This window comes from Agrobacterium sp. RC10-4-1, from assembly GCF_014138475.1.
Classification (GTDB): Bacteria; Pseudomonadota; Alphaproteobacteria; order Rhizobiales; family Rhizobiaceae; genus Agrobacterium; species Agrobacterium pusense.
This window is the reverse complement of sequence record NZ_JACJIT010000005.1, coordinates 311,525-336,548: the sequence shown is the minus strand read 5'-3', so window position 1 is coordinate 336,548 and position 25,024 is coordinate 311,525. Positions and strand designations below refer to the sequence as shown.

30 protein-coding genes, 1 pseudogene and 1 riboswitch are annotated in these 25,024 nt (G+C 60.4%); of the genes and pseudogenes, 17 read left to right on the top strand and 14 right to left on the bottom strand.

What is annotated here, in order from left to right:
- The first annotated feature begins 176 nt into the window (after nt 1–176).
- Nucleotides 177–779: a superoxide dismutase gene (locus tag FHW77_RS16110; protein ID WP_182590600.1), complete on the top strand. Its 603-nt coding sequence runs from the start codon at nt 177–179 to the stop codon at nt 777–779.
- Nucleotides 780–1,034: 255 nt separating this feature from the next.
- On the top strand, nt 1,035–1,880 hold the full coding sequence (locus FHW77_RS16105) for a metallophosphoesterase (protein WP_004440566.1): 846 nt from the start codon (nt 1,035–1,037) through the stop codon (nt 1,878–1,880).
- Here FHW77_RS16105 and FHW77_RS16100 read toward each other — a convergent pair.
- Nucleotides 1,869–2,577 (bottom strand): annotated as a pseudogene (locus FHW77_RS16100) (helix-turn-helix transcriptional regulator). The gene FHW77_RS16105 and the pseudogene FHW77_RS16100 overlap by 12 nt on opposite strands.
- 133 nt (nt 2,578–2,710) lie before the next feature.
- Between FHW77_RS16100 and FHW77_RS16095 the strand changes: the two are divergent.
- The 6 genes from FHW77_RS16095 (at nt 2,711) to FHW77_RS16070 (ending at nt 6,569) form a co-directional block, all read left to right on the top strand.
- Nucleotides 2,711–3,340 carry a LysE family translocator gene (locus tag FHW77_RS16095; protein ID WP_034496270.1) on the top strand — a complete coding sequence of 210 codons (630 nt, stop codon included), beginning with the start codon at nt 2,711–2,713 and terminating at the stop codon, nt 3,338–3,340.
- Between the two features lie 117 nt (nt 3,341–3,457).
- Complete coding sequence (locus FHW77_RS16090) at nt 3,458–3,892, top strand: c-type cytochrome (RefSeq protein WP_004440570.1); 435 nt, start codon at nt 3,458–3,460, stop codon at nt 3,890–3,892.
- A gap of 88 nt (nt 3,893–3,980) precedes the next feature.
- Nucleotides 3,981–4,901 carry a c-type cytochrome gene (locus FHW77_RS16085; protein ID WP_004440571.1) on the top strand — a complete coding sequence of 307 codons (921 nt, stop codon included), beginning with the start codon at nt 3,981–3,983 and terminating at the stop codon, nt 4,899–4,901.
- A gap of 46 nt (nt 4,902–4,947) precedes the next feature.
- Nucleotides 4,948–5,185, top strand: a riboswitch (cobalamin riboswitch).
- Between the two features lie 159 nt (nt 5,186–5,344).
- The gene (locus FHW77_RS16080) at nt 5,345–5,527 is read left to right on the top strand and encodes a CbtB domain-containing protein (RefSeq protein ID WP_004440573.1); all 183 of its coding nucleotides are present in this window, start codon (nt 5,345–5,347) and stop codon (nt 5,525–5,527) included.
- A 10-nt stretch (nt 5,528–5,537) separates the two neighbouring features.
- Complete coding sequence (locus tag FHW77_RS16075) at nt 5,538–6,251, top strand: CbtA family protein (RefSeq protein ID WP_111813916.1); 714 nt, start codon at nt 5,538–5,540, stop codon at nt 6,249–6,251.
- Nucleotides 6,252–6,254: 3 nt separating this feature from the next.
- Nucleotides 6,255–6,569, top strand: a complete 315-nt coding sequence (locus FHW77_RS16070) for a hypothetical protein (RefSeq protein WP_004440577.1) — start codon at nt 6,255–6,257, stop codon at nt 6,567–6,569.
- Between the two features lie 170 nt (nt 6,570–6,739).
- Here the strand turns inward: FHW77_RS16070 and FHW77_RS16065 are convergent, their stop codons facing one another.
- The 5 genes from FHW77_RS16065 to FHW77_RS16045 all read right to left on the bottom strand — a co-directional run bounded on the left by FHW77_RS16065 (nt 6,740) and on the right by FHW77_RS16045 (nt 9,855).
- Nucleotides 6,740–7,306 carry a type 1 glutamine amidotransferase family protein gene (locus tag FHW77_RS16065; RefSeq protein WP_004440580.1) on the bottom strand — a complete coding sequence of 189 codons (567 nt, stop codon included), beginning with the start codon at nt 7,304–7,306 and terminating at the stop codon, nt 6,740–6,742.
- Between the two features lie 21 nt (nt 7,307–7,327).
- Nucleotides 7,328–7,816, bottom strand: coding sequence for a GNAT family N-acetyltransferase (locus tag FHW77_RS16060; protein ID WP_003509304.1), 489 nt, complete (start codon nt 7,814–7,816; stop codon nt 7,328–7,330).
- 193 nt (nt 7,817–8,009) lie between these two features.
- Nucleotides 8,010–8,957 carry a prolyl aminopeptidase gene (gene pip / locus FHW77_RS16055; protein ID WP_004440584.1) on the bottom strand — a complete coding sequence of 316 codons (948 nt, stop codon included), beginning with the start codon at nt 8,955–8,957 and terminating at the stop codon, nt 8,010–8,012.
- A 76-nt stretch (nt 8,958–9,033) separates the two neighbouring features.
- Nucleotides 9,034–9,447, bottom strand: a complete 414-nt coding sequence (locus tag FHW77_RS16050; RefSeq protein WP_004440587.1) for a MerR family transcriptional regulator — start codon at nt 9,445–9,447, stop codon at nt 9,034–9,036.
- A gap of 60 nt (nt 9,448–9,507) precedes the next feature.
- Complete coding sequence (locus FHW77_RS16045) at nt 9,508–9,855, bottom strand: hypothetical protein (RefSeq protein ID WP_004440589.1); 348 nt, start codon at nt 9,853–9,855, stop codon at nt 9,508–9,510.
- A 129-nt stretch (nt 9,856–9,984) separates the two neighbouring features.
- Between FHW77_RS16045 and dmeR the strand changes: the two genes are divergently transcribed.
- Both dmeR and dmeF read left to right on the top strand, forming a co-directional pair.
- Nucleotides 9,985–10,257: a Ni(II)/Co(II)-sensing transcriptional repressor DmeR gene (gene dmeR / locus FHW77_RS16040; protein ID WP_003509296.1), complete on the top strand. Its 273-nt coding sequence runs from the start codon at nt 9,985–9,987 to the stop codon at nt 10,255–10,257.
- Nucleotides 10,258–10,277: 20 nt separating this feature from the next.
- Nucleotides 10,278–11,303, top strand: a complete 1,026-nt coding sequence (gene dmeF / locus FHW77_RS16035) for a CDF family Co(II)/Ni(II) efflux transporter DmeF (protein ID WP_044458746.1) — start codon at nt 10,278–10,280, stop codon at nt 11,301–11,303.
- Nucleotides 11,304–11,313: 10 nt separating this feature from the next.
- Here dmeF and FHW77_RS16030 read toward each other — a convergent pair whose 3' ends face one another.
- From FHW77_RS16030 to FHW77_RS16010, 6 genes are all read right to left on the bottom strand, one after another.
- Nucleotides 11,314–11,601 (bottom strand): hypothetical protein, encoded by a 288-nt coding sequence (locus FHW77_RS16030; protein WP_004440595.1) that lies wholly within the window; start codon nt 11,599–11,601, stop codon nt 11,314–11,316.
- Nucleotides 11,602–11,976: 375 nt separating this feature from the next.
- Entirely contained in the window at nt 11,977–13,080 is a 1,104-nt protein-coding gene (locus FHW77_RS16025; protein WP_004440598.1) for a quaternary amine ABC transporter ATP-binding protein, read from the bottom strand.
- Nucleotides 13,073–13,981 (bottom strand): ABC transporter permease, encoded by a 909-nt coding sequence (locus FHW77_RS16020; protein ID WP_004440601.1) that lies wholly within the window; start codon nt 13,979–13,981, stop codon nt 13,073–13,075. Before FHW77_RS16020 ends, FHW77_RS16025 begins: the two co-directional genes overlap by 8 nt.
- Nucleotides 13,982–14,223: 242 nt before the next feature.
- Nucleotides 14,224–15,234, bottom strand: coding sequence for an ABC transporter substrate-binding protein (locus FHW77_RS16015; protein WP_004440603.1), 1,011 nt, complete (start codon nt 15,232–15,234; stop codon nt 14,224–14,226).
- Between the two features lie 357 nt (nt 15,235–15,591).
- Nucleotides 15,592–15,717 carry a hypothetical protein gene (locus tag FHW77_RS26760; RefSeq protein ID WP_262621354.1) on the bottom strand — a complete coding sequence of 42 codons (126 nt, stop codon included), beginning with the start codon at nt 15,715–15,717 and terminating at the stop codon, nt 15,592–15,594.
- Nucleotides 15,717–17,816, bottom strand: coding sequence for a S9 family peptidase (locus FHW77_RS16010; protein ID WP_004440604.1), 2,100 nt, complete (start codon nt 17,814–17,816; stop codon nt 15,717–15,719). Before FHW77_RS16010 ends, FHW77_RS26760 begins: the two co-directional genes overlap by 1 nt.
- Nucleotides 17,817–18,039: 223 nt before the next feature.
- On the opposite strand from FHW77_RS16010, the gene FHW77_RS16005 reads away from it, so the two are divergent.
- The 4 genes from FHW77_RS16005 to FHW77_RS15990 all read left to right on the top strand — a co-directional run bounded on the left by FHW77_RS16005 (nt 18,040) and on the right by FHW77_RS15990 (nt 21,486).
- Complete coding sequence (locus FHW77_RS16005) at nt 18,040–18,441, top strand: DUF930 domain-containing protein (protein WP_004440606.1); 402 nt, start codon at nt 18,040–18,042, stop codon at nt 18,439–18,441.
- A 104-nt stretch (nt 18,442–18,545) separates the two neighbouring features.
- A complete protein-coding gene (locus FHW77_RS16000; protein WP_034495895.1) occupies nt 18,546–19,454 on the top strand; it encodes a dihydrodipicolinate synthase family protein in 909 nt (302 codons plus the stop codon).
- Between the two features lie 61 nt (nt 19,455–19,515).
- Complete coding sequence (locus FHW77_RS15995; RefSeq protein WP_004440610.1) at nt 19,516–20,241, top strand: polysaccharide deacetylase family protein; 726 nt, start codon at nt 19,516–19,518, stop codon at nt 20,239–20,241.
- A gap of 159 nt (nt 20,242–20,400) precedes the next feature.
- Nucleotides 20,401–21,486, top strand: a complete 1,086-nt coding sequence (locus tag FHW77_RS15990; protein WP_004440613.1) for a bifunctional transcriptional activator/DNA repair enzyme AdaA — start codon at nt 20,401–20,403, stop codon at nt 21,484–21,486.
- 76 nt (nt 21,487–21,562) lie between these two features.
- On the opposite strand, the gene FHW77_RS15985 is transcribed toward FHW77_RS15990, so the two are convergent.
- Nucleotides 21,563–22,723, bottom strand: coding sequence for an AI-2E family transporter (locus FHW77_RS15985; protein ID WP_004440617.1), 1,161 nt, complete (start codon nt 22,721–22,723; stop codon nt 21,563–21,565).
- An 85-nt stretch (nt 22,724–22,808) separates the two neighbouring features.
- A complete protein-coding gene (locus FHW77_RS15980) occupies nt 22,809–23,669 on the bottom strand; it encodes a VOC family protein (RefSeq protein WP_004440619.1) in 861 nt (286 codons plus the stop codon).
- Here FHW77_RS15980 and FHW77_RS15975 point away from each other — a divergent pair.
- The 3 genes from FHW77_RS15975 to FHW77_RS15965 all read left to right on the top strand — a co-directional run bounded on the left by FHW77_RS15975 (nt 23,652) and on the right by FHW77_RS15965 (nt 24,797).
- Nucleotides 23,652–23,987 carry a hypothetical protein gene (locus FHW77_RS15975; RefSeq protein WP_234797385.1) on the top strand — a complete coding sequence of 112 codons (336 nt, stop codon included), beginning with the start codon at nt 23,652–23,654 and terminating at the stop codon, nt 23,985–23,987. The genes FHW77_RS15980 and FHW77_RS15975 overlap by 18 nt on opposite strands.
- The gene (locus tag FHW77_RS15970) at nt 23,944–24,354 is read left to right on the top strand and encodes a universal stress protein (protein ID WP_004440622.1); all 411 of its coding nucleotides are present in this window, start codon (nt 23,944–23,946) and stop codon (nt 24,352–24,354) included. The genes FHW77_RS15975 and FHW77_RS15970 overlap by 44 nt, the downstream gene beginning before the upstream one ends.
- A 122-nt stretch (nt 24,355–24,476) precedes the next feature.
- A complete protein-coding gene (locus FHW77_RS15965; RefSeq protein WP_004440625.1) occupies nt 24,477–24,797 on the top strand; it encodes a TraR/DksA family transcriptional regulator in 321 nt (106 codons plus the stop codon).
- Nucleotides 24,798–25,024 lie beyond the last annotated feature (227 nt).

The following is a 25,024-nucleotide window of genomic DNA, read 5'->3' as shown; positions in this document are numbered from 1 at the left end:
GGAAAACGGTACGCCAGCGGTGTGAAACAAATATGGTGGCGGCCGGCGCGAGAGGAATTTTCTCTTTTGGCGGAACATTTTGATAATTCACAGGTTGCCCAAACAGAGCTTCGCTCCTATGGTCCGCTCACACGGTTTCTAGGAGCGGTAACGCGCTGCAAAAAGGAGTAAAAACCATGGCCTTCGAACTTCCCGAACTCCCCTACGACTACGACGCGCTTGCACCTTACATGTCGCGCGAGACGCTCGAGTTCCATCACGACAAGCACCACAAGGCGTATGTCGACAACGGCAACAAGCTTGCAGCTGAAGCCGGTCTTTCCGACCTGTCGCTCGAAGAAGTCGTGAAGAAGTCCTTTGGCACCAATGACGGTCTCTTCAACAATGCGGCCCAGCACTACAACCACGTTCATTTCTGGAAGTGGATGAAGAAGGGCGGCGGCGGCAACAAGCTGCCGGGCAAGCTTGAGCAGGCAATTGCCTCCGATCTCGGCGGTTACGACAAGTTCAAGGCCGATTTCATCGCAGCCGGCACCACGCAGTTCGGCTCCGGCTGGGCGTGGCTGTCCGTCAAGAACGGCAAGCTCGAAATCTCCAAGACCCCGAACGGCGAAAACCCGCTCGTTCACGGTGCAGAACCGATCCTCGGCGTCGACGTATGGGAACACTCCTACTACATCGACTACCGCAACCTGCGTCCGAAGTACCTCGAAGCCTTCGTCGATAACCTCATCAACTGGGACTACGTCCTGGAGCGTTACGAAGCTGCTGCCAAGTAAGGCTTGCGACAAGCGTGGTTGCTGATCGAGGCAGCCACCTCTTGCGCGACGTCATCCTCGGCCTTGTGACGAGGATCAGCGGATGTTCCCTGAAACGGGATGTCAGCAGATGCGCCGGGACAGGCCCGAGCATGGCGACGGAAAGCTTGCGGTACCACCTATTGAACACCCGGCTCTCAGGCCGGGTGTTTTGCTTTGGAGCATATTCTGCTCCTGTCACAAGCCTGTCATCCGCCGGGTTTATCGCGGCGCATCATGACTGAAAAAACAACTCCTCTCTTCTCCTTCGGCATAGTCGCCGATCCCCAATATGCCGATATCGATCCGCGTCCCGAGATGGGCCGTCATTATCGCGAAAGTCCCAAAAAGCTCGCGGAGGCGGTGGATGCCTTCAATCGCGAAAATCTGGCCTTCGTCGTGACGCTGGGCGACATCATCGATCGCGGTTTTGAAAATTTCGATGCGATTCTTGCCGTTTACGACCGGCTTCGCCACCGCTCGCTCCTGCTGCCGGGCAATCACGATTTCGCCGTTGCCGCCGAGCATTTGCCTGGCGTCCACGCCCGCCTCGGCATGGCCGCCGCCTGGCATGATTTTACCGTCGGCGGCATCCGCTTCGCCGTGCTTGATGGCAATGACGTCAGCCTTTTCGCCCCACCGGTTGGGGATCCGCGTCGCACCCTTGCTGCCGAGCGGCTGAAGCGCCTCTCGGATGTAGGCGCAATCAACGCGCAGGACTGGAACGCCTCGCTTGGCGACGAGCAGTTCGACTGGCTGCGGGCGGTTCTGCAAAAGGCGGATGCGGCGGGCGAAAGAGTCATCGTGCTGTGCCACTACCCTGTCTATCCGGAAAACGCCCATAACATGTGGGACGCGCCGCGCATCCTTGATCTTCTCAACGCCCATCCTTGCGCCATCGCATGGTTCAACGGCCATAACCATGAGGGCAATTACGGCGTATCGGGCAATACACATTTCGTGAATTTCAAGGGCATGGTCGACACGCCCGACCAGAACACCTTCGCCATCGCCGATGTCTTTGCCGACCGAATCGCCATTCGCGGTTTCGGGCGGGAGGAGGATCGCCTCTTACGGTTGTGAGTAAGGGATGGCCGGCTGGTTGCTCTGCCAGCCGGCCATCCACAATTGCCGCAGCTTCTCGCCTTCGAGCTTGAAGAAGCTGCCGGTCGCCTGGCAGCTCTGCACCCGGTCCGAGCGGAAATTACGGATGGCCTGCCGCAGCTCGCACCAGGCGACAATATTTACGGTTTCGGAGTAATAGATCACCGCGATTGGCCGAACCCGCCGCCGCGTTTCCGCGCCGGCTTCATCGCGATAGATGATTTCCAGCGTCTCCTCGTCGCGCACCGCACGCCTGACCGTCGAGAGATCAAGTCCTGCCGGTGCCGGCGCGATGCTGCCCCAGGCGTGGAGGGCATTGGCGGAAAGGGTCTTTGACAGCGGTTCGGGCAGAGACGCGGCAATCTTGTCGCTCGCCTTCTTCGCGGCCCGGCGCAATTCCATATCGCCGGTGCGGTCGACCATGGCGAGCGCCAGCACGATTGCCTCGGTTTCCTCAATGGAAAACATCAGTGGCGGCAGGTTGAAACCGGGCCGGAGAATATACCCCACGCCGCGTTCCCCTGCGATGGGCACACGCATGGTCTGAAGGGCTGCCATATCGCGATAGACCGAGCGCACTGTTGTCCAGCATGTCGGCAATCGTCTGCGCGGTCACCGGGCGGCGCGCCAGCCGCAAAATCTGGATGATCTCGAACAGTCTTGAGGCCTTGCGCATTGCCGTCTTCCCGATGGATTTTCCCACGCAACTGACACAACGCTGTCAGTTGGCGTTCCCTATAAACGGAAAAATACATTGAGAAACATGGGGTTTCTCGAATGCACCTCTATCCGGTATGAAAGATACTGACATGACTTATGTCGAAAATCTCTGGCTTTTCTTTGTTGTCCTCTTCGGCATCATCATCCTGCCGGGCATGGACATGCTCTTCGTGCTGGCAAGCGCGCTGACAGGTGGCAGGAGAACCGGCCTTTCCGCCGCCGTCGGCATGAGCGCCGGCGGCATCGTGCATTCGCTGTATGGCGCGCTGGGTGTCGGCATGCTTGCCGCATGGATGCCGTCGCTGTTCCTGCCGCTGCTTGTCGTCGGCGCGGCTTACATGGTCTGGATCGGTATCGGCCTGGTGCGCAGTGCGATTGTCGTGAACGGCGATGAGGCTGAAGCAAGCGCTTCGGTGAAAAAGGCATTCTGGCGGGCGGTGTTGACCTGCCTGTCAAACCCGAAGGCCTACCTGTTCATGATGGCCGTCTACCCACAGTTTCTCAAACCCGCCTATGGGCCGATCTGGATGCAGGGGCTGGTGATGGGTGCGATGGTGGCGGTAACGCAGTTCACCGTTTATGGCGCGCTGGCGCTGACGGCGGATAGAAGCCGCGCATGGCTCGTTTCCTCTCCCGCGGTTACGATCGTCATCGGCCGCATCGCCGGTTTCATGCTGATTGCCGCAGCACTTCTCACATTGTGGGAAGCCTTGTCTTAGGCTTCTGTTTTCACGATGGAATTCACCGCAATGTGACTTCTTTTCGCCATGTGGAAAGGGCATCCTCGCGGCGTTCCATCAAGCGTCCGGCGCCCGCCGGAATCAAGGAGAGAGTGTATGAAACTGAAAACAATCGCAGCGGCCACGCTGTTCGGCTGTCTTTGCGCCGGAGCGGTCTATGCTGCCGGCGAAGTCGAAAAACGTGAAGGCATGATGAAGCAGATCGGTGGCTCCATGGGAGCGCTCGCCGCCATCTCCAAGGGCCAGAAGCCTTTCGACGCCGAAGCCGTCAAGGCCGCCGTGACGACCATCAGCACCAATGCCAAGGCTTTCCCCGACCAGTTCCCCGCCGGCACCGAGACCGGCAGCGCGGCAGCGCCCGCGATCTGGGAAAACTTCGATGACTTCAAGGCCAAGTCCGCCAAGCTCGGCGCAGATGCGGATAAGATTCTCGCCAATCTCCCCACCGATCAGGCGGGTGTAACCACCGCCATGCAGACGTTGGGCGCCGATTGCGGCACCTGCCACCAGACCTATCGCCTGAAGAAATAATCGAACGAGTTTGAAACGCCGCTCCCGGGCGGCGTTTTTCCGTCACGAAAGACACCTGACAATGTCAGGGGAGAATGGGGAGAGGGGCATGTCTTCCATTTGGACGAAGCTTGTGGGCGGGATCGTGGTCGCGGCCGTTGCGGGCTACGGGATTTTCGCATGGGTGACCGCGCCGCAGCGCCAGGCGCCCAGCCATTGGGTGAGCCTCGGTGAGCCGGATCTCGCCAATGGCGAGACGCTGTTCTGGGCGGGCGGCTGCGCAAGCTGTCATGCCGCGCCGGATGCTAAGGGTGAAGCGCTGTTGACGCTTTCAGGCGGGCAGGCACTGAAAAGCCCCTTCGGCACCTTTCATGTTCCAAATATTTCGTCTGATCCGCAGCACGGCATCGGCGGCTGGACGCTGGCGGAATTTGGCGATGCCATGACGCGCGGTGTGGGAAAGAACGGCGAACATCTCTACCCCTCCTTCCCCTATGCCTCTTATGCCCGGATGACGCAGAAGGACATCAATGACCTCTTCGGTTATCTGAAGGCCCTGCCGGCGAGCCAGAACGATGCGCCCGACCACGATCTGCCGTTCCCCTTCAACATGCGCATGGCGCTCGGCGGCTGGAAGTTCCTGTATTTCGACCCTTCGGCACCGCCGCGCGTCGAGCTGGCCAATGCCAATGCCGAACTTCTGCGTGGCCAATATCTGGTGGAAGGTCCGGGCCATTGCGGCGAATGCCACACGCCGCGCAATGCGCTCGGTGGCTTCCTGAAGGGCAAGTGGCTGGCCGGCGGCCCCAATCCGGAAGGCGAAGGCCGCATTCCGGACATTACCCCCGGCTCGCAAAGCATCGGAAGCTGGGCCGAGGCCGATATTTCGAGCTATCTCGAAACCGGCTTCACCCCGGAATTCGACAGTGTCGGCGGTTCCATGGTGAAGGTGCAGCAGAACATGGCGCATCTGACAGCCGAGGACCGCGACGCGATCGCCGCCTATCTGAAGGCGATCCCGGCGCGCTGAGGGTCCCGTTGGCATGCGTGCCCATTGACTCCCGTCCCCACGCGGCGGATAACAACCCTGTGATGGTTCCTTCCGGGCGTTCCGGAAGGTGAAAAGGGAACACGATAGGGAGAAATCCTCATTCGTGGCTGCCCCCGCAACTGTGAGCGGAGAGCCTGAAACGAAATGCCACTGGCAGACCCTTCGACCGAACCGGCGTTTCCGGTTGAGGCGAGGTGATGCCGGGAAGGTGTTTCAGGTTTTGACCCGTAAGCCAGGAGACCTGCCATCACGGAAATGTCCATGCCGGCGGGGTGTCCGGAAGAGCGGAATGTCAGGGTGGCAAGATCGATGCCCCCTGTGTCAGTCTCGTATCCCCGTGGTGAAGTGTATCGCAGGCGGTCGTATGGCTTTGCCGTTCGACCGCATCCAGAGGCGCGGGGTCGCGCCGGAGAGGGGTCACCATGTCCATCCACCAGAATACGGCCAATTCAGCCGTTTCAGCAAAAACGGGCAGCTTCGCGCAATCGCTGACGGCGATCGTGCTTGGCCTGTTCGTTGTCGGTTTTGTCGGTTTCTCGCATGTGGAAGCCGTTCACAATGCCGCCCATGACACGCGTCATGCCAATGCCTTCCCCTGCCATTGAGGGGAATGTCATGTCGTCTTTTCGCAATATCGTCTTTACCGCAGTTCTCGTCGGCATCCTCGGCGGCTTAGCCGTTTCAGCCATGCAGGCCTTCGGCACCACGCCGCTCATCCTTCAGGCAGAGACCTATGAGGGCGCGGGCGGTGAAGCTGCCCACAGCCACGAGGCCACGGCGCCCGGTGCTGTGGCTCCCGCCCACGAGCACAATGAAGAGGCCTGGGCTCCGGCCGATGGTTTCGAACGCACTGCCTATACGGTTGCCGCCAATGTCCTGACCGCGATCGGTTATGCGCTGGTGCTGACCGGACTGATTTCGCTGCGCGGCACCAATGGCGGCTGGCGTGAGGGGCTTTTGTGGGGCATTGCCGGATTTGCCGCCGTCATGCTCGCCCCGATGATCGGCCTGCCGCCGGAACTGCCGGGCAGCCCCGCCGCAGCACTTGAGGCACGACAAATCTGGTGGCTCGCAACCGTTGCCGCAACAGCCGCCGGCATCGCGCTGATCGCCTTCCGTCGCGAACCCTGGGCCATCGTCCTGGCGCTGTTGCTGATCGTCGCGCCGCATGTGGTGGGTGCGCCCCTGCCGCCGCAAGGCGAACATGCACTGGCACCGCTGCCGCTGGAGCGTCAGTTCATCGTCGCCGCTACGGTTACGAGCTTCGTCTTCTGGGCTTTGCTCGGAACATTGAGCACGTTTTTCCTCAAGCGCTTCCAGTCGGCCTAAGTCATGGAGGACGCAGCGGATTGGAGTGAGGAACTCGATGCGCTGCGTTTTGCAGTTCCCGGTCACGGCGCTTGCTGCGCCGTGCATCGTCTCGCCTTCAAGGCGGTACTGGGCCCGAGCCCGGCGGATGAGGCGGCTCTTGCCTTTTTCCAACACCATCAGGCCGCCTTTGTGGCGGCGGCACTCGCCAAGATCAAACGTGCAAATTTACCCGCCGGCCGCAGCCTGCATCTGAACAGCCGCGATATTCGCCGGGCGATTGCCGGGGAGGGCGGCGATCACGCAGCACGTGTGTGCCGGGTGCTGGATCAGCGATAATCATCGCTGTTCTCACCTCCGTCATCCCGGCCCTGAGCCGAAATCCAGGCAGCCCAAGTCCTTGGGCTGAAAGAAGTCATCTCGCCGCGCAGATGCGCGTCGGCTGGATTCCGGCTCAAGGCCGGAATGACGGGGAGTAGGGGAGCGCGAACAACCGAGGCGGCTATGCCTCAGCGATGCTCCGCCGCAAAAACCTGAAGTTCGGCCTCGGCTTCCGGACCAAAGAGGCCGAGGCTTTTCAGAATTTCCACCGCGAAACTGACTGGCGCGCTGCCGGCCGCGGTAATGATGCCGCCATCGTTGACCGCTTTCGGCTGGTCGCGGTAAAGCGTCTCGCCGCCATAGGCCGAATAGGCCCTGTGCGAAGCCAGCGAATTGCCGGTATGGGCAACGGCGTTCAGAACGCCCGTGCCTGCCAGCGCACTTGCCGCCGCGCAGATGCCGGCCACCAGTCGGTTCTTCTCGCGAAAGCGGCGCACCAGTTCGCCGAGATCGGCAGCTGTTCCCTTTTCCCAGCTCAGGCCTCCGGGAATGACCAGCGCATCGATGTCAACGGCATCGAGCGCGTCATAGGATGTATCCGGCGTCACCTTCAGCCCGCCCATGGAGGTTACCGGACGTCCGTCCGGCGTGGCATAGACGATCTCGACACCGAGATAGCTGCGCGCCGCGGCGGCAAGCAGCGCCGGCTCCCAGTCAGCAAAATCCTGGGCGAGCGCAATGGCGATCCGTGTCATGGTCGTCTCCGTGTTTTTTAATCAGGCGATGGACTGCATATAGCGCATGCCGGTCACCGGGCGGGGCGCGAAATCCATGTTTTCGTAGAAACGATGCGCCGCCACATTGCCGGTTGTGGCGCTGACGGAAAGATAGTCGCAGCCGAGACGCTTGGCGATATCGCGGGCCCGGGAAACCAGATGCTGGCCGGTGCCATGGCCACGATGGCCGTCGCGCACGAAGAGATGATGCAGTTCGAGCCCGCGGCGGCCCTCCTGCGCCCTGTAGAGCGGCAGAAGCAGGGCGTAACCGATCAACGCGCCATCGGCCTCGGCCACGAGACCGTGCACCCAGGGCAGCGGGCCGAACAGGTCGCGCTCCAGTTTCGCCGGCGTGATCGCCGCCGCATCGCCGTGGTAGGAGGCCAACAGCGTGATCATCTCGTTGAGTTCGGGCAGATCCGTCTTGCGCGCGCCACGGATGATGACGACGGGCGGTCTTTCCAGTGTCAGGGAGCTATCTTCGGTCATTTTTCGGTCCTTTGGTCTTATCGGTGCCGTCAGGACGTTTGAAAACAACAAAGCCGCCTGACGGCGGCTTGTTGACAATATGATCTGTCGAGCCGCCCTTAGAGGAAGGCCCAAAAATACGAGCAGGAGATGGGTGCGCGTTCGTTGATCATGGAAAATGAAATGCGCCCGAATCCGCCATCTGTCAAGCGGGTCAATTCGCAAATCGCGCAATTGCCGACAGGATTGCGTCTTCCATGCCCGCATCGCCCGTCGAATGGCCAGCGCCATCGATGGTAACAAGCTCGCTTCCCGGCCACGCCTCGGCAAGTTCGAAAGCGGTGACGGGCGGCCCCTGCAAGTCGCGCATGCCCTGAACGAGTATCCCGGGAATACCGGCGAGGTCTCCGGCGTTGCGCAGGAGCGCGCCATCATCCAGCCAGGCCGCATGGTGGAAATAATGGGCGCAGAGGCGGGCGCGGGCGAGAATATACGCGCTGTCGCGCCATTTCTCCGGAAAGGCCGAAATGCCCTCCGCGCTGATCGAGCCCGCCTCCCACAGGTGCCACTCTAAGGCGGCCGTCGCGCGCACGGCGGGATCGGGATCATTCAGAAGCCGGCGATAGGCGCCGACCGGATCTTGCCTGGACATGTCATCGGGGATCGCGGCGATGAAACGCTGCCACTGCTGCGGCAGAAACATTGCCAGCCCCTTGTACAGCCAGTCGATTTCCCTCTGCCGGGTGGTGGTGACGCCGGCCAGAACCATGCCGCGAACATGGTCTGCATGGCGCTGTGCGTAAGCGAGGGCCAGCGTGGAACCCCATGAACTGCCGTAGATCAGCCAGTCTTCCACCGCGAGGGCACAGCGAATGGCCTCCATGTCATCGATCAGATGATGCGTGGTGTTATGCTCGAGACTATCAGCGGCGTTTGGCGTGCTTTGACCGCAGCCGCGCTGGTCGAACTGGACGATGCGGAAAATGGCAGGATCGAAATAGCATCGCGCTGTCGATGACAATCCTGAACCAGGCCCTCCATGCAGCAGGATTGCAGGCCGCCCCGCCGGATTGCCGGCAATCGTCACGTGCAGCCGATGGCCCTCGGAAACATCAAGGAAAATCGTGTCTGATGGCGTGATTTCAGGGAAGAGCTCGGCCATCTGACGTCCTTTTTTCAGGCGGGCAAGAGGCGATTACCGGGTGCACGTGACATTCGAATGTCAGCCTCTTCTCGGCTCAATGCTCCCCCTCGCACATGCCGTGATCGGAAAGCGCGCGGATGACATAACAATCCTCGATGGAATGGCCGTGGCAATGGGAGACGATCCGCTCCAGTTCGTGTTCCAGCTTCTTCAGGCTGGCGATTTTTTCCCGCACATCGGCAAGATGTTCGGCGGCGATGCGGTCTGCACCCTCGCACGGCATTTCCCGGTGCTGGCTGAGTGCGATCAACTCGCGAATGGCGTCTATGTTCAGGCCGAGATCGCGCGCGTGGCGGATGAAGGCCAGCCGTTCGAGATCGGATTTTTCGTAGCGGCGTTGATTGCCCTCCGAACGATCCGCCTCGCGGATGAGGCCCATCTGCTCGTAATAGCGGATCGTCGGCACCTTGACGCCGGTGCGTTTGGACAGTTCACCGATGGACAGCATGGCTTTCTCCATATCTCCAGTCTCTAGAGATATGGCCTTTCGGCCCGTCGTTCAATGGGGTCAGGCAGCGTCCTCCACGCCGAGTGCCTGGGCAAGCGCCTTCAGAACCTGCGATTCGAGGCTTGCCATATCGGGCTGTGTGGAGGCGGCCACATCAGCATTGACGCCGGTTGCGGCGGAGGCGCCGCTATCCATGTTCCAGAGGGCCGCAGCAAGGCTCGCGGAAGCGCTGGCGAGCGGTGCCACGGACGTGGCGACATTGCCGGCCACCGAAATGGCGCGATGGGCCGCCCGCGTCAACTCCTGCAAAGCTTCGGTGGTGGACTGTGTCTCCCTGCTCCGCGCCGGCTCGATGCTCCGGGCAGGAGAGGTGAAATTGATGCTGCTGGTTGCTGCAATAGTCGTCATGACTGAGTCCCCTAAGTTCTGATGGATGTTTTTTAATGCCCGAAACATTCGCGAGGATTGCGTCTCACACGACTTGCGCAAAAAACATGGGAAATATACTATACCCCCCTATAGTATATGAGGTCGGCCATGTCCCATACCATCCGCAACAAGGAAAAGCTTCTCGCCCGCATCCGCCGCCTGAAAGGGCAGATGGAAGCGGTCGAACGTGCGCTCGATGATGCCAAGCCCTGCGGCGAGGTGCTGCAGCTGCTCGCTTCGGTACGCGGCGCGCTTTCGGGCCTGACGGGGGAGGTAATGCAGGAGCATCTGCACGAGCACGTGGTGCATGCTGAAAATGAAGACGAACGGGCGCGGGCGGCGGAAGAGCTGGCCCAGGTGCTGAAGACCTACATCCGGTAAAACCGACAGGATTAAGCGACATGACGACGACATCCGAATACCGCGCAGCAGCCGGTCACGACCATGTTTTCCTTGGCCAGAACCACGAGCGTAATGAAAGGCGCGTCTGGATGGTCATCGCGCTGACCGCGGCGATGATGGTGGCGGAAATCGTCGCCGGTCACTGGTACGGCTCCATGGCGCTAACGGCGGATGGCTGGCACATGTCCACCCATGCGGGCGCGATGCTGATTTCGGCACTCGCTTATCTCTATGCCCGCCGCGAGGCCCGCAACCCACGCTTCACCTTCGGCACCGGCAAGTTCGGCGATCTCGCAGGTTTTGCCAGCGCCATCGTGCTGGCGGTGGTGGCGTTGCTGATTGCCGTGGAAAGCGGGATGCGCCTCGTCAGTCCCGTCGAGATCGATTTCAACCAGGCCATCCTCGTCGCCATCATCGGCCTTGCCGTCAATCTTCTCAGCGCGGTGCTTTTGAAGGATGACCATCACCACGATCATGGCCACGGCCACGGCCACGGTCATGCCCACGGCTCACATGCCCACCATGGGCACGGCAGCCACGCCCACCATGATCATGGGTCCCATGCCGAGCACCACGCCGGGCACGGGGCAAAGGGCGGCCGGGACAATAATCTGCGCGCTGCCTATCTGCATGTGCTGGCGGATGCGCTGACCTCGGTTTTGGCAATCGTCGCGCTGCTGCTCGGCAAGTGGAACGGCTGGTCGTTCCTTGATCCGTTGATGGGTATCGTTGGCGGCCTGGTGATTGCCCGCTGGTCATGGGGCCTGATCCGCTCCACGGCGACAACCCTGCTCGACGCGCTGCCGTCGGCCGAGGATCTGCCTCAGGAAATCCGTGAAAGCGTGGAAACGGAAGAGGATCGCATTACCGATCTGCATGTCTGGCAGGTGGGGCCGGGGCATCACGCCGCCATCGTGGCGATCCTTTCGCAGGCGCCCAAAGCACCGGCATTTTATAAGCAGAAACTTGCCGCCATACATGAACTCTCGCATGTGACGGTGGAAGTCAGCCCGGCAAGAGGCTGATTGGAATCGCCTATTCGGTATATTCCGAATAGGCGCTGCGTACCCATTCAGCCTGCGCTTCCGCCTTGTCCTCGGGGGAGGCGGTGGCCGCATCCTGATAGGCCGGCGCGCTGCCGTTGCCGACGGCCCATAGAACGTTGGCCAGCGACTGGGAAAGAATGGTGCTGGAAACGGTGGGGTTGCCGGGGCCGCGTTTTACCGCCTGCTCCTCCGGCGCGCTTTGGGCGCTGCCAGCTTTTTCGATGTCGCGGATGCGACCCTGATAGTTATATCCGCCAATGTTGCTTTCGATCTGCATGTCGGTGATTCCGCGTTCAAAAGTTAACGAATGGTTAACGGCGGCGACTTGTCCGAAACTTGCGCTTGCTGCGCTGCAGCGACTGTCGAGGGTTGACAGCCGGCGAAGTAGTGCTTCGTTTTGGCATAGTGAAGACGGGGCAGGAGGCAATTGCGAGCTTTGTGCCTCGCGGCATTACAGTCCGGTTTAAATTTCTGGCGCCGTGAATACCTCACTCCCGTCATTCCGGCCTTAAGCCGGAATCCAGCCGACGCGCGTCTGCGCGGCGAGAGAGTCCTTTCAGCCCAAGGACCTGGGCTGGCTGGATACCGGCTCAAGGCCGGTATGACGGAAAGAGGAAATCTCGCGGACGCGGCCAATCCGTCCGGTGCCGGATTACGCCGTTTCCTTCTCCACCGACATAACCGTTTCCTGGAGCTTTTCCGGCTCCTCCGCCTTCACCTCCGCCTCAACCTCCTGCGGCGCGGGCGTCACCATCGCAGCCACCAGCGTATCAAGCCCGATGCTGCCGACCGGCTTGCCGTCCTCGTCCACCACATGGGCCTGCGTCTCGTTGGCTTCCGACATGTCGCGGGCGATGGTTTCGAGCGTTGCGGTCTCGGGGACCGGCATGCCCTCGGGCTTGCTCTCCAGCGGCTCCATGACAGTGTTTGCCTGCAGCACGCGGCCACGATTGACATCGCGCACGAAGTCGGTGACGTAACCATCGGCCGGCGAGAGGATGATGCTCTGGCCGTCGCCCTGTTGCACCACTTCGCCGTCTTTCAGGATGGCTATATGGTCGCCCAGCCGCAAAGCCTCGTCGAGATCATGGGTGATGAATACAACGGTCTTCTTCAGTTCCTGTTGCAGATCGAGCAGCATCGTCTGCATATCCACGCGGATCAGTGGATCGAGCGCCGAATAGGCCTCGTCCATCAGGAGAATATCGGCGTCATTGGCAAGCGCCCGGGCAAGGCCGACGCGCTGCTGCATGCCGCCGGAAAGCTGGTTCGGATAATAATCCTCGTAACCGGCAAGGCCGACACGCTCCAGCCAGTAACGGCCCTTTTCCTCGCTTTGCTTGCGCGGTACGCCCTGGATATCGAGGCCGTAGACGCTGTTTTCGAGTACCGTGCGATGCGGCAGAAGGCCGAATTTCTGGAACACCATCGCCGTCTTGTGGCGGCGGAATTGCCTGAGCGCCGAGGCGCTCATGCCGCAGATATCCTCGCCGTCATAAAGAACTTCGCCGGCGGTCGGGTCGATCAGCCGGTTGATGTGGCGGATCAGTGTCGATTTGCCGGAGCCTGACAGCCCCATGACGACGGTGATCTTGCCGCCCGGCATGGTGATGTTGATGTTGTTGAGGCCGAGAACGTGGTTGTGCCTGTCGTTAAGCTCGACCTTGTCCATGCCTTTACGCACCGCTTCGAGGTACTTCTCGGGATGCTTGCCGAAGATCTTGTAAAGATTCCTGATTTCGATGCTTTTAGCCATGGGAGACCTCGCGGTATTTCTGCAGGCGCTTGCCGAAAGCCTGGCTCGCCCGGTCGAACATGATGGCGATGGCGACCAGAGCGAAACCGTTCAGGAAGCCCACCGTGAAGAACTGGTTGTTGATGGCCTGCAGCACATTCTTGCCAAGCCCGCCGACACCGACCATGGAGGCGACGACGACCATGGCGAGCGCCATCATGATGGTCTGGTTGATGCCGGTCATAATGGTCGGCAACGCCAGTGGTAGCTGCACATTGAAAAGCTTCTGACCGTTAGAGGAGCCGAAGGCGTCTGCCGCCTCAAGCACTTCGCGATCGACCAAACGGATGCCGAGGCTGGTCAGGCGGATGACGGGTGGAATGGCATAGATCACCACTGCGATCAGGCCCGGAACCTTGCCGATGCCGAAAATCACCACCACGGGGATGAGATAAACGAAACTTGGCAGGGTCTGCATCACGTCGAGCACGGGATTGATGAGACGTTGCAGGCGTTCGGAACGACCCATCAGAATGCCGAGCGGCAGGCCGATGACGATGGCGATCAGGGTAGCGATGGCGACGATGGAGAGCGTCGTCATGGCATCGCGCCAGAGGCCGACCGCGCCGATCATCAGCAGGGAAATGGCGGTGCCGCCTGTGATCTTGAAGCTGCGTCCGGCCAGATGCACGATGGCGAGAATGACCAGCATGGTAATGATCCACGGCGTCTGGATGAACAGACGCTCCGAGGAATTGAGGAAAAGCTGCAGCGGGTGAACGACGACGTCGATCGCATCGCCGTAATTGCGCACGATATCGCGAAACCCGTCATCGATGGTTTTGCGAGCCACGCGCATGGTGGAGTTGTCGATTGCCGGGAACTTGCAGAGCAGGTCCGGCAGGTAGGTGCAGAGGGCCATTATTGTTGTTTTCCCTTTGGGTTGTTGGGGAATGGTGCGGCGGAGGTTGGTGCGTGCGGGCACCCCCCTCTGTCCTGCCGGACATCTCCCCCTCAAGGGGGAGATCGGCAGGGCGCACCCTTTCCAAAATCTCAACGTAAGCGATGGGCGAGACCCCCGCCGCAGGTCGATCTCCCCCCTTGAGGGGGAGATGCCCGGCAGGGCAGAGGGGGGTAAGCGGCTTGCGCCAACCCCGCCTCCCGTCACATCGAAGCCTTGATCTTCTCAGCCACCTCGGGCGAAACCCACTTCGTCCAGAGTTCCTCATGGTTCTCGAGGAAATACTCGGCCCCATCTTCATTGGTGCCCTGATTTTCATCCATCCACGCCAGAACCTTGGCGACGGTGTCGTTGTCCCACTGCCGCTTGCGGATGTAGTCGATGGAAGGGCCCGCCTTTTCGGCGAAATCCTTGGTCACGACGGTGAAGACCTCCGCCACCGGATAGGCATTCGGCTTGGGATCGGCGCAGTCCGCCTTGGCGATGCAATTGTCGTAAGCCGCCCGGTCAAGCGGAACGCCATCGTCCAGCTTCACCATATCGTATTTGCCGAGAATGGCCGTCGGAGCCCAATAATAGCCGAGCCAGCCCTGCTTCTTTTCGTAGGCATTGGAAATAGAGCCATCCAGACCGGCCGCGGAGCCGGTATCGATCAATGCAAAGCCCTTCTCATCAGCCTTGCGGGCCTTGAACAGGTTGGCGGTGGTTGGCTGGCAACCCCAGCCCGGCGGGCAGCCGAACACGGCGCCCTTGCTGGCGTCTTCAGGCGCGGGAAACAGTTCAGGATGCTTCAGCGCATCCTCGACGGTCTTGATGTCTGGATGTTCGTCGGCGAGATATTTCGGAATCCACCAGCCTTCAACGCCGCCTTCGCTCAGGATTTTGACTTCCTGAATGAGATTGCCGCTCTTGACGGCTTCCTCGTAGGGGGTGCCAAGTGTGTTCACCCACATTTCGGGCGCCATATCCGGCTGGCCCTTTTCATTCATGGAGGTGAAAGTGGGGGTGGTGTCGCCGCTGACGACATTGACCGTGCAGTCATAGCCGTTTTCCATGATGAACTTGTCGACGTAGGCCGCGACACCGGCGGATGCCCAGTTCATTTCGGCGATGGTGATGCTGCCACAGCTGTCTGCGGCATTGGCGGAAGATGCTGCACCGGCAGCGATGGTAAAGCCCGTTACGAGAATGGTCGAGGCCAGGAGTTTCTTCATGAGGAGACCTCCAAGTCTGATGCAGTGTTTTCATTTGGCAAAGCGGGAGCACTGCAAAGCCCGGATTGCCAAGGGCGAACTGACATGGCGCGTGGAGATGCCGAAAATCCGGCGAGAGAATATCCGCAGAACAAGCCGCGAGATTGCCGCGGAAACTGCGGCGAAAAGGCGCATGAATATGTCAACGCCGTGCATAATACGGCCAAAAAGTGATATTGCAACGCGGCAATGCGCAGGGCAGCCATGCAGGTGATCTATGGAGCGATTTTCCTGTTCGGGTAATACATGGCGTGTATTTTATTATTCAGTAGAAAATATCGACTATACAGTAGATCGAAATAAAAATTCCCAATAATTTCAAGTTTTGTTTAAATAAGAAATTTTTGCCGCAATTTGTGAAAAAAATAATCTGAAATCTTTTTTCGAGAGGTATTTTTGTGCGAAACGATACGGGCGGCAGCCTACGCCGCCCGCATCGGGCATCAGACGGCGTCCTTGCCGGCTACCTTCAGCGCGAAGGCGTATTCGAAGGCTATTTCCTCCAGCCGCTGGAAGCGGCCCGACTTGCCACCATGGCCGGCCGCCATGTTGGTCTTGAGCAGGATCGGCGCTTCACCCGTGGTCTTTTCGCGCAGCTTCGCCACCCATTTGGTCGGCTCCCAATAGGTCACACGCGGATCGGTGAGGCCGGAAAGCGCCAGAATCGGCGGGTAAGGCTTCGCACCGACATTGTCATAGGGGCTGTAGGCGGCGATCCAGCCATATTCCTCTGCCGCTTCCAGCGGATTGCCCCATTCCGGCCATTCCGGCGGCGTCAGCGGCAGCGTGTCGTCCAGCATCGTTGTCAGCACGTCCACGAAGGGAACGGCGGCGATGATGCCGGCAAACTTCTCCGGCGCCATATTGGCGACGGCGCCCATCAACATGCCGCCGGCAGAACCACCCTCGGCGATGATGCGCTCGTAAGACGTGAAACCTTCCTGCACCAGATGATCGGCAGCGGCAATGAAGTCTCTGAACGTGTTCTGCTTGTGCTCCATCTTGCCGGTTTCGTACCACTCGAAACCCTTGTCCTTGCCGCCGCGAATATGGGCGATGGCATAGATGAAACCACGGTCCGCCAGAGACAGCGTCGTGGTGGAGAAGGAAGCGGGAATGGTGATGCCGTAAGCGCCGTAGCCATAAAGCAGGCAGGGGGCGGAACCGTCGAGCGCCACGTCCTTGCGGTAAAGCAGAGAGACCGGCACCAGCTCACCATCATGCGCAGGGGCCATGATGCGGCGGGTGATGTAATCATCAGGATTGTGGCCCGAGGGCACTTCCTGCGTCTTCAGAAGCGTGCGTTCGCGCGTCACCATGTCGTAATCAAACAGCTGGCTCGGCGTCGTCATCGAGGAATAGGAGAAACGGATGACGTCGGTGTCATATTCCGCCGCGCCATGCAGGCCCAGCGAATAGGCCTCTTCGGCAAAGGCGATGGAATGTTCCTCGCCGGTGCGGCGGTCGCGGATGACGATGCGCGGCAGGCCGTCACGGCGCTCCAGCCATATCAGATGGCGGGCATAGGCATCGACGGAGAGGATCAGCCGGCCCGGCTCATGCGGCACCACCTCTTTCCAGTTTTCCTTGCCGGGCGCCGTGACCGGGGCTTCCACAATGCGGAAATCCTTGGCATCGCCGTCATTGGTGAGGATGAAGAAGACATCGCCGCCTTCGCACATCGAATATTCGATGCCCTCTTCGCGTTCCGCCACGATAGCCGGTTCCGCGGTCAGGTCTTTCGTGGAGAGAATGCGATATTCGCTGGTCTCATGATCGTGAATGTCGATGAAGATGAAATCATCGAGAACGGACGCACCGACACCCATGAAGAAACCGGGATCCTTCTCCTCATAGACCAGCCGGTCGGCCGATTGCGGCTCACCGATAATATGGTGGAAGACCTTGGAAGGGCGGTGGTTCTCGTCCTGCAGCGTATAGAAGAAGCTCTTGCCATCGGGCGCCCATGCGCCGCCGCCGCCGGTGTTTTCGACGATATCGGCAAGGTCCTCGCCGGTTTCGAGGTTACGGATGCGCAGGGTGAAATATTCCGAGCCCTTGTCGTCATAACCCCAGATGCCGTGTGTGTGATCGGAAGACTGGTCGAGACCGGCAAGACGGAAATAATCCTTGCCCTCGGCTTCTTTGTCGCCGTTCAAAAGCACCTGTTTCTCACCGCCGCCGCGCGGGGTGCGGAAATAATGCGGCTGCTCGCCGCCGGTCACGAAAAGCGTGCCATAGGCATAAGGCCCGTCATTGACCGGCACGGAGGAATCGTCCTGCTTGATGCGGCCCTTCATCTCCTCGAAAAGCTTCTCCTGAAGCGCCTTGGTGTCGCCCATGGCCGCTTCCATATAGGCGTTTTCCGCCTCCAGATGGGCGCGGATCGCCGGGTCGAGAATGGAGGTGTCCTTGAACATGGCCTGCCAGTTATCGGCCCGGAACCATGCGTAATCGTCGGTGCGGGTAATGCCGTGATGCGTATCCTGAACGGGCCGTTTTTCGGCGGTCGGGGCGGCGGGCAGGTTCTTGAAAATCGGCAATGGAAACTCGCTTTCCTGTAAAAATTCTTGAGCGGCACCAAGATGTAGAGCGGGGCTTGCGGCCGATCAAGTTTCAAATCTCCACAGGCGGAATGGCGTTCGGGCACAATTTCGTCAGCTTTCGATCACATTTTGGCAATATCCGGCAAATCAGCGATGATGCTTGCCGCCCGATGGCACGCAATCCATCGTCAAGAACAAACGAAAAAACTGACAGGACCCCATGCGAAAGCTTCTTCCCGCTGCCCTTTCTGCCTTTTTCCTTGGCTTGCAGACCCTTACCCCCGCTTTTGCGATTGATGCCAGCGTCATGCGGCAGTTGAACGCGCTTGCTCCCGAGGAGCGTCTGGAGCAGCGTTGCGACATTGAGGCGATGGAGCGGATAGCAACCGAGCAGAAGGGCATGAAGCCGGACAAGGTGATCGCCTATACGTTCGGTGATCCGGAAGTGGGAAAAAACTCCATCAAGGCGCCGGGCGCGGTCTTCAGAAGTTCGGGCGAATGGTACAAGCTCAGATACAAGTGTCAGCTGAAGAGCGATAGTCTCAGCATCCAGTCCTTCGACTACCGTGTGGGCGACAAAATTCCCGAGGAGCAGTGGAAGAAGTTGTATCTTTATGACTGATCACGGAATTTTTCGGTTTCGAACCGGCGTTTAGCCGCCGCTTTGTTGCCCCGTCGCAACCGGCTCTGTAACCCTGACATCTGATCGAAGTGAGGGGCACAGACATGGCGAGACGATTCAAGGGACTTTCTGCTTTTCCGATAACGCCGGCAGATGAGGCAGGGCGGGTCGATGTTGAAGCCTTCTCCGCCCTGATCGAGCGGCTGGATGTCGCGGCAGTTGATTCGGTCGGCATTCTCGGCAGCACCGGCATCTATATGTATCTCACCCGCGAGGAGAGACGCCGCGCCATCGAAGCGGCCGCCGCCATCCTCAACGGCAGGCGCACACTGATGGCCGGCGTCGGCGCCTTGCGCACCGATGAAGCCGTGGCGCTGGCAAGGGATGCGGAAGCGGCCGGTGCCGATGCGCTGCTGCTCGCGCCGGTCTCCTACACGCCGCTGACGCAGGAAGAGGCCTATCACCATTTCGCCGCCGTGGCGGGTGCGACGGCCCTGCCGCTCGCCATCTATAATAACCCGACGACCACCCGCTTCACCTTCAGCGACGAACTTCTGGTGCGGCTCGCCTATATTCCCAATATCCGCGCCATCAAGATGCCGCTGCCCGCTGATTCCGATTATGCCGGCGAGCTTGCGCGGCTCAGGCCCAAACTGTCGGACGATTTCGCCATCGGCTATAGCGGTGACTGGGGCTGCGCCGAGGCCACACTCGCCGGCGGTGACACCTGGTACAGCGTCATCGCCGGCCTGCTGCCGGTTCCGGCGCTGCAATTGATGCGGGCGGCACAGACCGGCAATGCGGAGGAGGCAAAAAGGCTCGATGCGGTCTTCCAGCCGCTCTGGGCGCTGTTCAGGGAATTCGGCAGCATCCGGGTTGTGTATGCCGCCGCCAATATCCTGTCGCTGACGGTCAGCGAACCGCCCCGACCGATCCTGCCGCTTACGAGTGCGGAACGCCAGCGGGTGGAAGAGGCGCTGGAGGCGCTCTCCGCGCTGGAAACCGCGCCATAATTCGGGCGCTTTGCGGGCGGATTGCCACACACCATGACTGCATGAAATTGCGGAACCAGAAATGATACGTCGTCTCCTCCTCGCTGCCCTGTTTGCCTCTGCCGCCGCGACCGCCTTTGCGGCGAACGGCCTTGTCGAGCCGTCGCTGAAAATGTCGCCGCAGCATGATGGCAAGGTGCGGGTGGCGATGACGCTCGACGCCTGCATGGGCAAGACCGACCACCGCATTCTCGACACGCTCGTTCGCGAACGTATTCCCGCAACAATCTTCGTGACCGCCCGCTGGCTGAAGCATAACAGCGAGGCGCTCGCGGTGCTGATGGCAAATCCCGACCTGTTCGAGATCGAAAACCACGGCGAAAACCATGTGCCGGCGGTGGACAAGCCCGTTTCGATTTACGGCATCGCTGCTGCGGGATCGGAAGCTTCGGTCGTGCAGGAAGTGGAAGGCGGTCGTCAGGCCATCGTCGCTGCCACAGGCATCCAGCCGCAATGGTTTCGGGGTGCGACGGCCAAATATACAAGCTCGTCCATGGCCACCATCAACCGGCTCGGCATGCGCGTGGCGGGTTACTCCGTCAATGGCGATGGCGGCTCGCTGCTGGGCGCTGCCGCGACGGCCAAACATATCGCTGCGGCGAAGAATGGCGATGTCATCATCTCCCACATCAACCAGCCCACCCACGAGGCGGGCGAGGGCGTGGTGAAGGGCCTGTTGGCGCTCAAGGCACGCGGCGTGATTTTCACGCGGCTGGACGACCCGTCATTCGCGCCGCCGGGGAATTGATCTCCAAGGTTGCCGCCCGTTTCTTCTCCCCGCCGGGGAGAAGAAATATGCCGCAGACTTTTCCTTCAAACGGCGCGGAAGAAAAGAGCTGACAAATCCCCCACATCTACGCCCGTTTTTCGGCGGCGTGCCGTTCGAAATTGCGCTAGCATCTTCGTCATGATGCTGTTCAAACGCCCCGACACCGAAACCCTGTATTCCGCCCTTGTGAACAAGGACCCCGCCTATGAAGGCGTGGCCTATGTGTGCGTGACCTCGACCAAAATCTTCTGCCGCTTCACCTGCACGGCGCGCAAACCGAAGATCGAAAACTGCCGGTTCCGCGAGACCATCGCCGAATGCCTGGAGGCGGGGTTCCGCCCCTGCAAGCGCTGCAAACCGATGCTCTCCTATGGCACGGCCGATGAAACGGTAACGCAACTGCTGACGGCGCTGGAAAACGAACCGGCGCGGCGCTGGCGTGAGGAGGATGTGGTGGCGCTTGGCCATGATCCCTCCACCGTGCGCCGCACCTTCAAGCGCCGTTTCGGCATGAGCTTTCTGGAAATCGCCAGATTGCGCCGCTTGGGCGATGCGGTGGAAAGCATCGCTTCCGGCGAAGCGGTGATCGGCGCGCAGATCGACGCCGGTTACGACTCCGGCAGCGGCTTCCGCGCCGCGATCAACCAGTTCTTCGGCTCCTCTCCCGCCGCCATGAAGGGCAGGGGGTTCCTGAAGGGTGACTGGATCGATACGCCGATTGGTCCGATGCTCGCCATTGCCGACGATCATGCCCTGCATCTGCTAGAATTCGCGGACCGGCCGGCGCTTCCGGCCGAACTGAAGCGGCTGAAGAGCCGCACCGGCGCGGACATGGTGCTCGGCCGAACGGAGGTAACAGGTCAGATCGAAGCCGAGCTCAAGGCCTATTTCGCCGGGCAGTCAGCCTCCTTCGAAACCCGCCTTGCCGGCCAGGGCACGCCCTTCGAGCGCGATGTCTGGCGCAGCCTGCGGCAGATCCCGGTGGGCGAAATCGTCAGCTATTCGGCACTCGCAACCGCCATGGAAAGGCCATCCGCCGTGCGCGCGGTGGCGCGCGCCAACGGTGCCAACCAGATCGCCATCGTCGTGCCGTGCCACCGGGTGCTCGGTGCGGATGGCAGTCTGACCGGTTATGGCGGCGGCCTGTGGCGCAAGAAATGGCTGATCGAGCATGAGCGTCGCATGGCGCAAGGGCAGGTGCGCGAGATGCCGCTCGCTTCCTGAGCGGCCTCGTTGTGGGGTTTCAGGAGATTTTCCGTTGGCGGAGGCGCGTCGCGCCCTCCGCCTCTGTATCCGCCGTTCAATCCGGCAGGTTCGGCACGACCCGGCGGGAGGGGAAGAGTTCGCGCGTCACCGTCATGACGATCAGCGACAACGGCAGGGCCAGCATGGCGCCGGCCGCGCCCCACATCCACGTCCAGAAGATGATCATCACAAAGACGAGGAAGGGGTTGATCTCCATGTTGCGGCCCACCACCGCCGGAAAGGCGAGGTTTTCCATCAAGAGGTGGATGGTGAAGAACACTCCCGCCGGCAGCAGCGCGAGGATCATGTTGTCATGCGTGATGATACCGGCGACGGTCAGCGATATTGTCATCAACGTGATGCCGAGAAACGGAATGAAGCTCGAAAGAAAGGCAAAAAGCCCCCAAAGAAGCGGCATGGCGAGGCCACCGAGATAGGCGATCACGATCATCGTCACACCCAGCGCGGCGTAGATGAGGCTTGCCGTGGCAAAATAGGTGCCCAGCACCTTCTCCACCGAGCCGATGATGCGAATGGTTCTGAGCCTTTGATGGCGCGCCGGAAAGGCCATGATGAGAGCCTTGCGCAGTCGCAGCCGGCTGTAGAGAAACATTAGAAGAGCCGCCAGGAAGATCAGTCCCTGAACGATGGCCGGCGTCACATTCGCGCCAAGCAGGGAAATGATTTCGCCGCTACGCGACAGCAGCGATTCCATCGACATGGAGCCCATGCTGAACGTGGCCGCGGAAATATTCAGCCACCGCAGATTTTCGAGGTAAGGAAGGAAGCGGTCAATGCTGCGCTCGATCAGGGCAGGGCCTTCCGATGCCAGCTGTGAGACCGGGTCAATCAGGGAATTGACCACGAAAAAAATGACCGCAGCGACGAGTGTGGACAGGATGATGGCGACACCGGCACCCGGAATGCCGTAGGAGGCCAGTTTTTCGGCGGAGATGCCCAGGATCATGCCAACAACGACAGCCATGACGACGGGCATCAGAATCATCGATAATTCGTGGATCACCGCCATGGACATGATCAGGAAAATGCCGATGACCGACCAGGCAACGAAAACGTCAAGCGCCTCCCGCCCCAGCGGTTGCTGACTGCGCGCGTCATCCCGCTGTGAAACAGAGGCGGGTGTCGCAAGCGGATCGGCCTTGTCTACTGGCAAGGCCGCAGTGCCGGAAAGATCCGGCTTGGCATTCTCATTCATCGGACTATCCCCCAATAACGAGGTTAACGTCCGACAAATCCGGCGGTTCCGGGGCGGCTGAAATTTCTGCCGCCCCGTTCAGCGTTTATGCGGAAAGCTTTAGCCCTATGCCCCACGGATCCTTCAAAAAGATGCCGTCACTTTGCCTTTCGGTGGAGATTTCCAGCCGGTCGAGTGCGGCGAGAGCCGTCTCGAGCGCGGCCGGCTCGTTGAATTTCAGCGAGTAACCGGAAAGCCCCGTCATGTTCTCCCTGCGGGCCACGGCGCCACGGCTGTTCCAGATATTGGCGGCCACGTGGTGGTGATACGCGCCCGATCCGAAGAAGCTTGCTCCGGGATACCGCGCCATGATCTTAAGCCCCAGCACATCCTGATAAAACTCATCCGCCTGCGGAATATTGCCGACCTGCAGGTGAATGTGGCCGATGGCGGTTCCCTCCGCTGCGCCGGTGAAGGCCGCCTTCGGGGCGCTGTCGTAAAGCGCCTGAAGATTGAGGCCGATTGTCGCCATCTCCACCGTGCCATCCGGCTGGTAGGTCCATTCTTCCGGCGACCGGTCGCGATAGACCTCTATGCCGTTGCCTTCCGGATCTGCGAGATAGATGGCCTCGCTGACCAGATGGTCAGACGCACCCTGAAGCTGAACATTGTTCTGAGCGGCATGTGCCAGCCAGTGCGCGAGGTCATCGCGGCTCGGCATCAGGAATGCGGTGTGGAACAGGCCTGCGGCATTGCGCGGCGCGCGTTCCGCCGTGCTGGAGGTGGAAAGTGTGAGCAGCGGCTGGCCTCCGACGCCAAGCACCTCACCGCTCGGGTTCTTTTCAAGAACGGAAAGACCGATGATCTTTTGATAGAAATCCGAAACGCGCGGCAGATCGTGAACGACGAGATGGGCCTGGCCGACATAGGCCGGCCGCGTCAGGGCGAATTGTTTGATTTCACTCATCATCATCTCCATATTGATTCCGACGCGCCAAGGGGTGGGCCGGTTGCCGACGAGATCGGCTTCGCCGCTTTGCGGCGTTTGTCGAAGACGAATATGGGCTGGTTTCGTCGTTCAGCAAAGATCACCAGCTGGCGATTGACTGTCCACTATTCGTTGACAATGCCCTGTTCCGGCATGGCTTCGGCTTTGACTTCGATCAAGGTGAAGGCCGCGCCGGCCGGCAAATATGAGCTTGAGCCCGACACAACGGCGGATCACGTCAAAGGAGACAGCCATGTACAAGAAGATCATCGTACCGGTAGACCTCAGCGCCACTGACAAGGGAGAAAAGATTCTCGAAAAGGCCAAGGCACTGCTGGACCCCGACGGCGAGATCGTTCTCATCAACGTTGTCGAGGAACTGCCGGGCTATATGGCGATCGACCTTCCTGTCGACCTCATCGAAAACGCGATCAAGGACGCCAAGGCAAAACTCTCGGACCTCAAGGCCAGGGTCGGTTTCAACGGCAGCCATGAAATCAGAAGTGGCGCGCCGGCGCGGGAAATCATCGCTGCGGCAGAGGAACACAAGGCTGATCTCATCATCATCGCGTCGCACACGCCTGACTTCAGCAACTATTTCATCGGCGCCACCGCCGACCGCGTGGTGCGCCACGCCAAATGCTCGGTGCTGGTGGATCGCTAAGGTTTGACGTTTTTGGGTTGCGGGCGGGTTTCCCGCCCCTCCAAGCATTTCCAGGAAAAGTGGAATCCGGTTTTCCATCCGGAAATGCGACAAAACAAGAAGATCGGCTGGAGGAAAAGTCCATGAATACCGAAAGTTACGAGAAAATCCTGCGTGACCGGCAGCGCGAGCTTTATCGCCGCCTGCATAAGATCGAGGCCGACTTCGAAGAGCCGCGCAATCCTGATGACGATGACAGGGCCACCGAACGCAGCAATGACGAGGTGCTGGACGAGCTGGGGCAGGTGGGGCAGGATGAGTTGCGCGCTATCGACGCCGCCCTCGAGCGTATCGCCAAGGGCACTTTCGGCACCTGCGTCAAATGCGGAAGCGAGATTTCGGAGGATCGGTTGAAGGCTGTTCCCTATACGCCGTTCTGTCAGGAATGTGCTGCGGCGTTGTGAGGGCAGGGAAAGCGTGGCTGGGTCTCTTCCCCCCGCTGGGAAGAAGGTGGCCCGAAGGGCCGGACGAGGGGGCAAGCTCTCCGAACACATCTACCCTGCCGCCTCATCCCGCTGCCGCGGACTTCTCCCCGGCGGGGAGAAGAAACAAGTGTATGCCGCTCGCTCCACAGGCAATTGGTCTGGCCGCAGGGCAACCCAGGACCTCTCCTTTCGCAACAGCACCGAAC